Source organism: Sphingobacteriales bacterium, assembly GCA_016700115.1.
Taxonomy (GTDB): Bacteria; Bacteroidota; Bacteroidia; order Chitinophagales; family UBA2359; genus UBA2359.
In genome coordinates, this window is record CP064999.1 from 446,634 (window position 1) to 461,427 (window position 14,794).

The 14,794-nt window shown below is 44.1% G+C and carries 5 protein-coding genes; 3 read left to right on the forward strand and 2 right to left on the reverse strand.

Features of this window, described 5'->3' with window-relative positions; all coding sequences use genetic code 11:
• Positions 1-146: 146 nt before the first annotated feature.
• Complete coding sequence (locus IPM47_01680; protein QQS29688.1) at positions 147-8,396, forward strand: T9SS type A sorting domain-containing protein; 8,250 nt, start codon at positions 147-149, stop codon at positions 8,394-8,396.
• Between the two features lie 36 nt (positions 8,397-8,432).
• Positions 8,433-9,887, forward strand: a complete 1,455-nt coding sequence (locus IPM47_01685) for a hypothetical protein (protein QQS29689.1) — start codon at positions 8,433-8,435, stop codon at positions 9,885-9,887.
• A gap of 47 nt (positions 9,888-9,934) precedes the next feature.
• Here the strand turns inward: IPM47_01685 and IPM47_01690 are convergent, their stop codons facing one another.
• Complete coding sequence (locus IPM47_01690) at positions 9,935-11,260, reverse strand: hypothetical protein (protein ID QQS29690.1); 1,326 nt, start codon at positions 11,258-11,260, stop codon at positions 9,935-9,937.
• Positions 11,261-12,700: 1,440 nt separating this feature from the next.
• Between IPM47_01690 and folE the strand changes: the two genes are divergently transcribed.
• The gene (folE, locus tag IPM47_01695; GenBank protein QQS29691.1) at positions 12,701-13,432 is read left to right on the forward strand and encodes a GTP cyclohydrolase I FolE; all 732 of its coding nucleotides are present in this window, start codon (positions 12,701-12,703) and stop codon (positions 13,430-13,432) included.
• 188 nt (positions 13,433-13,620) lie between these two features.
• Here folE and IPM47_01700 read toward each other — a convergent pair whose 3' ends face one another.
• Positions 13,621-14,706: a phosphotransferase family protein gene (locus IPM47_01700; GenBank protein ID QQS29692.1), complete on the reverse strand. Its 1,086-nt coding sequence runs from the start codon at positions 14,704-14,706 to the stop codon at positions 13,621-13,623.
• Between the last annotated feature and the right edge of the window lie 88 nt (positions 14,707-14,794).

Sequence of the window (14,794 nt, forward strand, 5' to 3'; positions counted from 1 at the left end):
CAACTATTCCTGTTCAGGGAGTATATTGGGTGCAGCGAATTGTGCCCTTTCAATTTTCAGGTAATTTTTTTGCCTCGAATTTTTTGGGAAAAGATATTTTGTAGCCCCGGCAATTCACAACACCGGCTATTAATCAACCATACCGTATGAAAACAGAAAACCCACACCTCAGAAAAACCCTGTCAGTCTTTTTGTTCATGCTTGGATTTTGGCTATTTCATTCGTGGCAACTCTCTGCACAGGTAAGTTGCGGATTGGACTTAGCCAGTAATGATGCTTTCGGATGCACCGGAACTTCACAAGTAGAGTTTAGCTATTTCAACAATACTGACCACACACTCTATTCGATTTTTTTTGATAATAATGCGTTAGGTGTCGGATTTGTGGATGTTGATGATGCCGACCTTCCAACAACTACCACCAATGATATCTACATTATTTATGTGGATGTTCCTGCAGGAGCACCTTCCGGAACCTACACTGCAGCTCTTCAGGTATTAAGTAGTTCAGGGTGCGACCAAACTCAATATTTTATTACCATCAACTTGATTCCACAACCGACCGTTGTAGTTAGTGCTACTCCGTCCCCTACCATCTGTTTGGGTGAAGACACACAACTGAATGCCCTTGTTGACGTATCAAACATCACGGTGGTTATTTCACCCGGAACCAGCATCGGTTTTTTAGACGAAACCACCTGGACTATGACCAACTCGCTCGGTAATTTTAATGGGTTTGGAGGCCCTTATGCTCAAAACTCAACCAATTACACCGATTTAACCAATAACAACCCTCCTCTGACTTTCTTTTTAGAAACTCAGGGTATCTTTAACGATAATGTCGCTGTTTACAACATTCTTTGCAACGGAACAACTATCCTTGCCGGTACTTTGCCGGCAGGACAGCAACTGACGATACCCAATATCAACTGCATACCCGACCTGCTTTATCAGTGGTCTCCGGTTTCCGATCTAAGCGACGCTACAATAGCCGATCCTCTTGCTTTTCCGTCAAGCAATACCAACTACAATGTAACGGTTGATTATTTAGGATGTATGGTAACTTCTCCCGACATCCTGGTTCAGGTCAATACTGCAAGCCCGGGAGCCATCGCAGACAATCAGTCAATTTGTAGCGGCGGCGATCCGGTTCCTTTTGTCAATATCAGCAATGGCAGCGCTACCGGTGCTCTTTCCTATCAGTGGCAAAATAGTATTGACGGACCACAGAATTTTTTTTCTGATATAGCCGGAGCAAACGCCATTACTTATGACCCGCCACCGGGACTGACACAAACCACCTGGTACAGAAGGATAACCAAGTCTTCGCTTGACGGTTTTATTTGCGACAGCGAACCCTCCAATGTGGTTAAGGTTTTGGTGAATCCTACGCCCGAAGTAAATGGTTTCGTCTCTCAACCCGGTGTTGTATGTCAGGGGGATGGTATTCAACTTAACGGCAGCCTTTCTGTCCCTACCCTGCTGCTGAATATTTCCGGTGGTGGGTTTATGGATGAAACCTTTTGGACCATGACTGATGCCTTAGGGCAGGTTGTCGCAACAGGCGGGCCTTACAACTTCGCTTCCGATAATTTTATTACCATTCCAAATGCAAATCCTCCCCTTAATTTTACATTGACAACCATTGGAAATTTTAATGACAATGTTGTTGATTATACCGTTCTTTGTTATGATGAAGCTCTTGTTGCCGGCACATTGGCCGGCGGTCAGTCTCTGACGGTTCCAAGTATTAACTGCCCAAACGGGGATATTCAATATGACTGGTTTCCAACGACCGGATTAGACGATCCCACAGTGGCTAATCCAATTGCCTCCCCTTCTGTCCCCACCACTTATACCCTGACAGCATCTTACTATGGCTGTTCTTCTACGTCCGATGGGGTGGATGTTAATGTTATTCTACCTACTCCGGGCACAATAGGCAGTAACCAGACCATTTGTTTTGGAGGAACTCCCAACATGCTGACCAATATAGCACCCGGAACCGGATCGTCAGCCATCACCTATCTATGGCAAAGTAGTACTACCGGCCCTACTGCGGGTTTTTCAGACATTACAGGGGCTGTGAATGCTACTTATAGCCCGCCGGCAGGATTATCGGTTACCACCTGGTACCATCGCATCGCTATTGCCACGCTCAACAGTGTGTCTTGTAGCAGTATTCCTTCCAATGTGGTCGAAGTAACCGTAGTGCCAAATCCCTCACCAACCATCAGTGGTAATCCGGTTATTTGTCAGGGTGCTAACACAGTTTTAGGAACAGGGTTGTTCAACACCTACTTTTGGCAGGCAAGCAACGGAGGGTCAATTAACGGGGCTTTCAATTTGCAAAACATTACAGCCGCCACTGCCGGAACTTACACCGTAACGGTAGCCGATGCCAATGGTTGTACCGGCTCGGCAAGCCAGTTAGTAACCCAAATTCCTGCACCTTCCATCAGTTTTAGTGAACCAGCCGTCAATACTTCCTGCAATCCACCTTTTAACGGTTCTGTGAGCATTGTATCTCCTGTCGGGTCAACTGTTTTTTATCAATGGAGCAATGGGGCTACTACGGCAAATATCAGTCAGCTTCAGGGAGGAAATTATACGGTTACCGTTACAGACAGCAACGGATGTACCGGTTCTGCTACAATTACTGTTCCTCAAAACACCAGCGGACCAATCATTAACGCAATCGGGACCAATGTTATCAGTTGTTTTGAAGACGATGGCAGTATCATTATCAACGGATTGGCCGCAGGAACAAGCTACGTCCTGGGTTATTCGTTTAACGGATCTGTTCAGCCCAATCAAACCCAAACTGCCGATGCGCTGGGCGAAATCAGTCTTTTCAATTTATCTGCCGGAGATTATACCAATATAATTGCAACTTCGCCCGTAGGTTGTCCTTCAAATGCAACTAATATAACGATATCCGGCCCAACATTGCCTGATATCTCTGTACAAACCAACAGCCCTGTTTGTGAGGGCAATTTACTTTCGTTAAATTCAATTCCAACGGGCGGATCGGGATTTTATACTGACTTTATATGGACAGGACCAAACGATTTCGTGGCTTTTGAAGAGGATGTTACTTTTGCAGCCACTACTTCAAACGAAGGCATTTATCACGTTACCGTTACTGATGGAAACGGTTGTACCGGCTCTGCTTTTACTGAAGTATTCATCAATACGCTACCCTTGATAACCATTACCGGAAATTTATTTGTCTGTTTGGGAGAAAGCACCACACTAACTGCTTTTACACCCGAAGGTGTGGATTATTTTTGGGAAAGCGACTTCAACTCTCCGACCATTACCTATACCCCTATTGCTACAGAAGATTTGACAGTATTTGTAACTGATGCGAATGGGTGTAATTCGGCAGCCACTGTAACTGTTACGGTTTTTGAACCACCGGTGATTACCATCACTCAAGATGTGGACATCTGTTTGGGAGAAAGCACCTTGCTCAGTGCATTTTCTCCAAATGCAACTGATTATTTTTGGAATACCTCAGAAACTGATCCGGAAATTTTTGTATCACCAATACTTACAACCCTCTATACTGTAATTGTTACCGATGTCAACGACTGTACCTCTACCGCAACAGTTTTGGTAACTGTACATTCACCTCCTTTTTTAGATTTTTCCAATCCGGTTGCCAATACCGCTTGCTTCCCACCTTTCAACGGGTCGGTCGGTATCAACACCACTACCGCCGATGACTTTAGCTTTTTATGGAGCAACGGTGCTACTACTGCCTTTATCAATCAAATTCAGGGCGGTAATTATATCGTAACCGTAACTGACAATGCAAATGGATGTATCAGCATCGGCACGATTGATGTGCCGCAGGTAACCAATGGCCCCTTTATTACACTCAGCACAACACCTCCTACTACCTGCGGGGGAAATAACGGCAGCATTATCCTTCACGGTTTGATACCGGGTACTGCCTATTCGGTTGCATTTACCCAAAATGGCAGTCCTCAGCCGGTTCAAACTTTAACTGCCAACGGAGTTGGGCAAATTCTTCTTTCAGGATTATCAGCAGGAAACTACACCAATATTTTTGTAGATATTTCTGAATGTCCTTCAAATGTACTAAATACCGTTTTATCAAATCCTGCCTCACCTTTGCTGACAGCAACAACGAACAGCCCGGTATGTCAGGGTGGCAACCTGATGTTGAATGCCTTTCCATCCGGTGGTTCGGGGGTTTATACCGGTTTCGTATGGAGCGGCCCCGGTGGTTACAGCAGTAACCTGCAAAATAACAGCCTCACTGCCACAGCCACCTCAGCCGGAGTTTATTCGGTTACAGTTACAGACAGCAACGGCTGCACTGCTTCTGCCAATACTGGTGTGGTAGTTATCAATGCACTTCCAACGGTGGTGGTAAATGGAGGAAACCAAACGCTATGTGCAGGACAGACCACCGCTACCATCAGTTTTAGTGGTTCTGTCAGCAGTGCTGTTTACAATTGGGTCAACAACACCCCCTCTATCGGGCTTTCTGCATCCGGAACCGGAAATATACCTGCGTTTACCGCACTCAACAATACCGCATCTACTGTAACAGCAACTATTTCCGTAACTCCAACCGGCAACGGTTGTGTGGGTGCTACTCAAACTTTTACGATTACAGTACTCCCCACTCCGAACGTAACCCTGCCTGCAAATCAGACATTATGTGCCGGAACTTCTACGTCCGCAATTATTTTTAGCGGATTGGTTGGAGGTACGCTTTTTAACTGGACCAATAATAATCCTTCCATAGGATTACCATCATCAGGAACCGGAACTATTTCGCCATTTTCAGCACAAAATACCGGTATAACGCCGGTTAGCGCAACGATATCTGTTTCGCCGTCTGCCAATGGATGTACCGGAACTACTCAATCGTTTACCATCACCGTCAATCCATTGCCAAATCCTGCACCGGTTGCCTCTCCTGCCAATGTCTGTCCTTCAGGAAGTGCTGTACTGAGTGCGTTTAACGGGGTAACATATACATGGAATACCGGACAAACCGGTTCATCTGTTACTGTTACACCTTTAACCAATACAACCTATACCGTAACCGCCACCAATGCCACAGGTTGCAGTGCGGCAGGAAATGTCAGTGTGTCGGTACTTACTCCACCGGTGGCAACAGCATCAAGCAGTAACCCCTGCGTGGGCGGAACCTTGACCCTTAGCAGCAGTGGAGGGAATGCCTATCTATGGTCGGGACCCAATGGATTTAGTTCCAACCAACAAAATCCATTAGTGAGTAATAACTCAACTAATGTATTAAATGGCACTTATTCAGTTACAGTTACCGGTGCCAATGGATGTACAGATTCTGCTTCTGTTCTGGTCGTGATTAGTTCTACGTTAAGCCCTGTCATTACCGGAACTACCCAGATTTGTTCAGGAAATTCTACCACTTTGAATGCAGGTGCCGGGTACAGCAGTTATCTATGGAATACAGGGGTAACTTCTCAAACCCTTACCACTGCCATTGCCGGCAACTACAGTGTAACAGTCAGCAATTCGGCAGGCTGTACAGGCAGTACTTTTACCAGTGTACAGGTTACATCACCTCCAAATGCAGGTGCTGATAACAGTGCCGATATTTGCAATAATCCCGATGAAGGGAACACAATCATCAATCTCAACACCTTGATAACGGGCGATCCGGGAGGAGTTTTCACTCCAATTGGCGGTGCTCCGCCTTTGTCAAACAATAATGATACTTTTGACGGTGATGGCATAACACCCGGGAATTATCAATATAGTTATACGGTTGCCGGAACCCCTCCCTGTCCGGATGAGCAGGCCATTTTGACCATTAACGTCAATGCCTGTATCAGTTGCCCAAACCCGCCAACTGCCAATTTCAGTTATCCTGAAAGCGGCTATTGCCTGGGAAGTGGCATAGTCAATCCGGCCCTTCTCGGAGGGGCTGTTTCAGGTCTATGGTCAGCAACCCCCGGCGGATTAAGCATCAACGCCTTCACCGGCATCATCAGTTCAAATGCCAGTCTCCCGGGAGTTTATACGGTTACAAATACGGTAGCAGAAGCCGGCGGTTGTCCCGAAGCTGTTGCTACTTTCGGAATAACTATCTATCCGCTGCCTGTTGCCAATGCAGGGGCTGATCAGACAGCCTGCGTAGGCGACCTGCTGATTTTCACCGCTTCAGGGGGTCAGACCTATCAATGGTCTAATGGAGATTCGGGTGCAACTACTACCCTGATTGCAACTTCAGCCACCACCCTAACCGTTACCGTAACAGACAGCAACGGTTGTACAGATACAGACGTTGTAAGCATTACTGCCAATCCGCTGCCTACGGTTGCAATAAGCGGAAGTATTTCTATTTGCAACGGCGACAACGCAATAATAACCTTCAACGGAACACCCAATGCTACGGTGGTATATACCCTGAACGACAGCGGAATCAACCAAAACATTGTGTTGAATGCTTTTGGAGTCGCCACTCTGAATACCGGACCACTGACCACTACTACTGTTTACAATCTGGTTAGTGTCAGCACAACGGATTGCAACCAACCCGTTACAGAAGCAGTTACTGTAACCGTAATTCCTCTGCCAACGGCCATTATCAGTGGTACGGCGGGTGTTTGTCTGGGTGAAAGCGCTAGTATAGCTTTTAACGGCACTCCTAATGCTACCGTTTTTTATACGGTAAACGGAGGAACTGCTCAAAGCCTTTTGCTCAATTCAAGCGGAACCGGCCTGCTAAACACAGGACCTGTAACTGCCACTACCCTTTATAGTTTAGTCAGTATCAGTACCGCCGGATTACCGGTATGCAGCCAAAACCTGAGCGGCACTGCAACAATTACGGTAGTTGCTCTTCCGACAGCTATCATTAACGGCAGCACCTCGATCTGTTCGGGCGAATCGGCTACTTTGTCTTTTGTAGGGACTCCCGGGGCTACGGTAATATACGACACAGGCGGAAGCCCGCTAAGTATTGTTTTAAGTGCCGGCGGGACTGCTACGGTCAATACAGGAAACCTAAGTTCCACAGTAATATATAACCTGATTAGTGTCAGCACCACCGGTGCTGCCGTATGCACTCAAACGCTTACCGGCTCAGCAACTGTTACAGTTTTCGCTTTGCCTTCCGCCGATGCCGGTGAAGATCAAAATATTTGTGCGGGAGCAAGCACAACATTTACGGCAACCGGCGGTACTTCTTATGTATGGAGCACAGGAGGTACTGATGCTGTTATCGCTGTCAGTCCATCTGAAACAACCGTCTATACAGTTACCGTTACAGACGACAACTCATGTACAGCCACCGATTCAGTTGTACTGACTGTAAATGAACTTCCACAAGCGAGCATCTTTGTGTCGGAAAATTCGGGCAATACTACCAACGACAACACCATTTGCTCCGGCAGCAGTGCGACTTTGACCGCAGCAGGAGGAACTGATTATGAATGGAGCAATGGAGCAGGTTTTACAGAAACCATCAATGTAAATCCTGCTGATAACACAATATACAGCGTAACTGTAACCGATTCCAACGGGTGTAGTTCCTCCGCTCAAACATCGTTAGTGGTTAACCCGAACCCATCTTTTACTATTGCATTCAGCGCTGAACAACTGGCCGCAACCGGTCAGTTGACCTTGAACACTATTCCGGTTTCTGAAACCAATCTGCCCTGGTCGTATTTATGGTCAAACGGGGAAATGACCGAAAATATTCTGGTGAGTCTGCTCACGCTGTCACCGGAATTAACGGTCTTTACCATTTCTCTTACTGTTACCGACAATAACGGCTGCCCTCAAACCGAAGTCTTTGACATGGCGCAGGCAATCGGAGACGGTGAATGTGAATGGCCATCCATTGACATCAAACAAGACCCCCCTGAAACAGGAGTGCCAAAGGTGTTAATTTGTGTGCTGGATGAACCCGATGCCACTTATCAATGGGGGTATTACACCACAGACCCTTTCACTTTTGCCCCTATACCTTTGACGGAGAATCCCACGGCTCAAATGCAGACCTTTATCATCACCGATCCCGACACCACCAAACAATACGCTGTTTTGACCAACTACAACAATTGCTGGCGTATGGCTGCATTTAGCGGAAAACTCGGACAAACTCCATTAACCGAAGATTTGATCCAAGTTATGCCCAACCCCAATCAGGGCAGTTTTACCTTAACGCTACAAAGCAATTACAAGGGGAATGTTGATGTATCGGTCTGCGACCTGTCGGGCAAAATATGTTTCCGGCAACAATACAACAAATCAGAGGCATTGTTCAACCCAAACATTACCCTGCCTGCGCCAACGGGCGTTTACCTGCTTCACATAACCTATGGTCAGCAACAGCAGGTATTGAAAATCTTTAAATTCTAACATCAGACCGGTTCAATTTTTAAATTCACAATGACTATGAAAAACCTTCTTCTTATCTGTCTGATTCTTTTCTTTACGCTGTTTGCAGGGTTCCAATTTGCCTATGCACAAAACACCGGAATGAACGACAATGAAATGGAATACCGCATCAATAAGCTGTTGAACGAATATAATATTCATGCAACCCTTGTGGACGAAAATGGTGCCTTGTCGCCCTTAGCAAGGCAGCGTTTTCTGGCATTGTTTACCAAAAATGCAAAAGTATATAATGAACTGCCCGATACGCCGAACTTCGGTAAAAAAATGTCTGTTTCCGCTTATGCCGACCAGCAAAGCGAATGGTTTCCTCAAGGGCTGACCGTTCAATTGAGCAAACCTGAAATTTTGAGAAGTGGTGTACATCAGGATTTGAATTACGATTCCATGTTTGTGGTTTCGTCGGTAAAAACCTTTAGCGGAGTGAATAAAGCAGGAGTTAAAGTTGAGAAGAAGTCGAAGAAATTGTATTTTGTTCTTGGTTATGACAAAGACTCAGAGAAACTGATCATTACCGCCATCAGCAATATGGAAGAAACCGCAGTTACTCTTGCAGAGTTCAGAGTACCAAAATCGAAAAAAACAGAAGAAAATCCTCCTTTACAGGTAGGAGTTGGGATTATGCCGGGTTTTGGAAACCTGATTGGGGATTTGAGCGGAACAGGTGCTTTATTTTACGAAAACCTGAGCGGACTGAATCAAACCATCACTTTTAGTTTTGGTACCCATGCCTATCTGTTGCTGAGTGTTGGCAGCCGGATGCAATGGGGAGTCGGTTTAGGAACAAGCCGTCTTTTGCGGAGACTGACTCTCGATTCATACACAGGCACCTATCAGGCTACCGACAACGATGGGGAGAACTATACCAGAAACATCAATATCAGCAACTTAAGCGAAGAATACCTCCAAAATGCGATGAACCTCCCCTTGTTTATCCGGTATAACATCACCAAAACCGGTACATTGAGCGTGTTTACAGATGTGGGTTTTGCCTTCGGCATGAATATTACCGGAAAGCATACTTACGGAGGCACTTTTACCGCATTTAATACGTATGAGCGCACTCAACCCGAAATTTATACATTTACTCTGCGCAGCGAAGAAGGTGAAGAGTTCGATGCCTATAACAATCACTACGGGTTGTATGAAAATCTGACAATTTCTGACCGCGAGATAATTCAGGAAAACCAAAAACTGAGCCTTAAATCTTTTCAGGCAGCCATGCTTCTATCCGTTGGCTCCACGTTTAAGCTCAGCAATCGCTTGTATCTGTTCGGAACTGCCCGCGCTCAAATGGGTATCAGCGATATCAACAACAGTGCTGCACAAAGCGGCAAACGGATGTTGCTACCCAACGCCAATCAATACAACAGCATCATGACCACCCTCGGCAGCCCGCTTCGTCCGGTAATGGTAGGTGCCGAAATGGGCATACTTTTTAACCTGAAAAACTAAAGTTGTCTTAGTTTCAAGGGTACGGAAAAAAGTTGAAAAGCGGAAGCTTAGAAATTAACCCCTATCAACGAAACAGATAAGGCCGCCATCGGCTTAACTTTTTTGGTCAGCAAGGTTACGATGTCTCCGGTGGTGATGCTCAAAAATGATTTATCGCCGATAGAGATGGCCAAACCTGCCGGCATTCGCCACCCGAAGGTTTTATTATAGTATGCTCCGGTTGTGAAATGGAATTGCTGAGGGATAATACCGACATCTAAGCCTACCAAATAACCCGAATTGTATCCATAATCCCGTCTTTGGTTTTTGGTCGGGAACAGCAAATCGGTATAAGCCGTCAGTGCTTTGGTAAACCTATAGGCAACATTTAGCCTGATTTCTGCATTAGTCGGAGTGGCAAAATTTTGTCCGGCCTGAAAAGGCAGTAAATTGGCAAAACTCTTAACTTCTTCTGCAACCTGATAGGTATCAATAGTTTGGGTGGAATCTATGGGCAGCACTTGTGCATCTTCCGCCTGCTTAACATTGTCATTCCACCTTGTTCTGCCAAGATTTATTGCCGCAAAGTCCACACTCAATTTGTTAAAAAACAACAAGTTAACCCCTGCACTAAAACTCTGACCCCTACCCGATGCATCAAATAATTTTCGCGATTTATTGGAAAAAAGTGAATCTACCGTCAGATCGCCAATTGTGCTGTAAAATTCAGAAAAGGAGGAATATCCTGTTCCTGTCGAATCGGCAATGCTCGAATCAAAATGACCAATACCCCAGATATGGCGATAACTTGCTCCCAAAAAAACCTTTACCATTTCGTTTTTGTAGGCAGACCGCCCGTAGCTCAAACTCAATACGCGGGTATGGTTATAAAGTACATTGGCATCCAGGTCGGTCGAGTTGGGATTGTTGTTTCCACCCACATTGTTAGGGTCGTCTGAAAACATGGTTGAAGCATAATTTTGATCTAATGCCATATTGCCGGTAATATAATCGCTTAAGTTGATGCTTAATCCTCCGAAACCTTCCTTAATCCATGATCCTGAAATCCAGGTAATGTTCAAAGCACCATTGAGTCGAAAATTATCCCCGCTGCTTATGATGTTTTGAGCAATTTGGTTTTGAGTTTCAGTCGCAATAGAATCTTTTGAAAAAAGGAATTTTAAGGCATCACTCCTGCCTAAATTATTGCTATAAGAGTTAAATCCCACCTGCATAAGGTTTAAGGTACTCCCTGTTTGTGTGGCTGCACCTAAATAGGCAGGATTAACATTACTGGTACTGCTTAAGATATTGGTTATTCTGCCCCCTCCATAAACAAACTGTGAGCCGCTGAAGGTGGAAAACATTTGCGCCCATCCAAATTGCGGCATCATTATTAAACCAACAAAAATAAAAACGGATAAACATCGAAAATCTCTCATGGCCGTTCATTTAGTATTCAATAAACTTGTTTATAGTTTTCAGCAATCGCATTAACTGTAAATCACTTCCAAAGTAGGTTTTTTGTTACAGACCTGCACCAACTTTTTAAAAAAATATTTGAAGTTTAATTCTGCAAATATAAAAAAAGGTGGTTTCGTACAGTTATGCAACAAAAATAATCACCTCCCCTGTTTTATAACTCAAAGTTCAAAAAACAATTGCAGGTTTAGACGAAATGCAATTTCTGAGACTCATTTTTTATCAACTCAAGCAACCTGCTAACTATCCCTGCCTCTTTGCTGATAATGGATTTTCAACAGTTTGAAACTGCCCCGCCCATCACTTTTATTAAAGCTAAAAACTAAGACAAGGTAAATACAAAGCCTCTTTTTTTCTACAAAATCTCATTATCCGAATTGAGTTATTCCGTGCAAATGGCCTTGCAACCACCAAGTTTCTTCCCCCTAAACCTGTTTTATATTATCCAGCTTCCGACAAATTAAACAAAACCGGTAGTTTTACTAAATATTGATCCAATACCTAACGACAAACAGTTGGGTTTACTTATAGATAGCCGGTGCAATTTTTAAAGCCCCCTCCACACCTTCATCCGGGTATCTTAAGCAGAAATTATTTTCTACCCGCCTCCTACCATTTAGTGTTTAATTCCAACCAATCTGAATATCGTTTTTAAGCACTTGTGTTGCAAAATTTTATACCTCAGGAGAAAAAAGGTGGTTGACAAAAAGCCATTGCAGGGGTGCAATGACCCTTTGCAGGGGCACTTTAGGTCATTGCAGGGGTACATTAACCCTTTGCAGGGGCACTTTAAGCCATTGCAGAGGTGCATTAACTCAATGCAGGGGCAAATTGAGTTATTGTGTAGGTGCATTGACCTTTTGCAGGGGTACATTCAATCATTGCAGGGGTGCATTGACCTTTTGCAGGGATACATTCAATCATTGCAGGGGTGCATTGACCCTTTGCAGGGGCACTTTAAGTCATTGCAGGGGTGCAATATGCTATTGCAGGTGACCAAAATCCTTTTTGTATTAATGAAAAACTAATATCTTAACTGTTTAGGCAGATTGCATTTTATGAGATTGAACGCCAACTGGGCAATTTAGGAATTGCAGAATTTCTATGCCTTGCCATAGAACCGTTCCATTAAAATTATGTTTTTCAATAGTAAAGTTGCCAAATTTAATCGGGTTGTTTAATTTTTTTGAAATTATTTTAAACAAATCAAAACCAATTTGAAGGAACCGTGTTATAAATCTATGTACATATTTTAAAAATGCTTTTAAATAAAGTCCATACCTCTTATCTTCGCTGTCCCAAATTTTAGAAAAAATACTTTGCATTTTAACCAAATACCCCCCCCAAAGCCAATGAAAGCATTAAATGGAAACCTGAATAAAAAAGGTTTAAAAATTGATATTTCCCATAAAAAAAACCTGCACAACAGGGCAGAACTGGATTTGATTGAAAACATAGGTGATCACCATCTATTCACCAATATCAATACCCCTTTGAGGGAGGGCGCATTTGATTTAGACGATGATACCAAAATTGAATTGATTGAAGAGCGATTTGCAGAAATCATGACCATCATGGGGCTTGATCTGAACGATGACAGCTTAAAAGGTACTCCACGCCGTGTTGCCAAAATGTACATCAAAGAAATATTCAGTGGGCTGCATCCGGACAATAAGCCCGAAATTACCCTGTTTGACAACAAGTACGGGTATCACGAAATGCTCATAGAAAAGGACATTACCGTTCATTCCAACTGTGAACACCATTTTGTTCCCATTATCGGAAGGGCACATATCGCATATATTCCCCACCAAAAAGTGATCGGGCTGTCAAAAATCAACCGCCTTGTTCAATATTACAGCAAACGCCCTCAAGTACAGGAGCGACTAACCATTCAAATTGCTTATGAACTTCGCAAGGCTTTGCAAACCCCTGATGTGGCCGTAATAATAGAAGCCGACCACTCCTGCGTCATGATGCGGGGTGTGCAGGACTGCAATTCGAGTACCATTACAACCCAATATCTGGGTCAGTTTGAAAATCCGGATATTAAAAACGAATTCCTTAAACTGCTCGGAAAGTAAATCATTTGGTCTTGTACTCACTGATTTTTCAAAACCGCAAGCCCCTTTCCTTAGTATAATCAGGCCAAACCGGCAAGTAGGGTTGTTGCAAACAACATCCAGTCATGTCGTGATACCTATACAGTTATTTCTCTCTGAAAAAAGAGGGCAGGATGAGTGCCTTGAAAGTTAGAAAACTATAGAATATTTTACTGTTCAAACCTGCTGATCCGGTTTTGTTTGACCGCCAGATATCCGTTGCGGGCACATGCTTTTATGAGGTAAATCAGATTGCCGAAACGCTCATCTTTGGTAAAGCCTTTTTGGTACCGTGCATAGATTTGCTGCCCGATGACCCCGATTTTAAAACAAGCAAAAGCATAGTAAAAAACGAAGTTATCTAAATTGCTTCCCGTGTTTTGAGCATAACGCGCTGCAATTTCTTCACGGCTCAGGTTTCCGGGCAAAGCGGTCATGCTAAACTGTTTCAAAGCGGGATGGTCGTCCGGTTCTGCCCAATATGCAAGCGTGGTGCCCAAATCCATTAAAGGATCCCCAACCGTAGCCATTTCCCAATCTAACACGGCCAAAATTTGGGTCAGTTTGTCCGGATTAAGAATCAGATTGTCATATTTATAGTCGTTGTGTAAAAATGCAGGCGTTTTGGTTTCGGGAGGCAAATGTGAGACAGTCCAATCTGCTAAAAAGTCCATGTCAGTCAAAACATCCGTTTGGGCATTCCGATACCGTTTAATCCATCCCATGACCTGTCTTTCTACAAATCCTTCGGGTTTTCCCAGCCCGATTAACCCTGTTTCGTAAATATTGATCTTGTGGAGATTGGCAAGATTATCAATTGCAGCTTTTGAAATACCGCCCATTAACTCAGTTGTCAGTATGAGGTCTTTGGGAGGACGGTTTCTCAAAATCACCCCGCTCACTTTTTCCATCAGGTAAAAAGGTGAACCGATAATGTTTTCATTGTTACAATACAAAATCGCGGTCGGAACCTGTGGATATACTTGTTTCAACAAACTAATCACCTGATATTCCCGCCCCATATCATGCGCTGATTTTATATTTGCGCCAAAAGGAGGCCGTCGCAAAACATAATCTCGGGTTTGGGTTTCTATCAGATAGGTCAGGTTTGAATACCCGCCCGGATACTGCCTGATGTGAATAATCTCACTAAAATCGCTCAGTTCATCCTTTAAATAATGGTTTAAAGCCTGAAGGTTTAATTCTTCGCCCGGACGAACAGCAACCGCCTGATCTATATTTGACGATAAAGGCATGATTGTTTTGTGTCAAATAAATTAAGAATTTATACAGGAAAAAACGAAAGCCTGATTGGGTTAATTTATAAAAAAGTGACCATTCAGC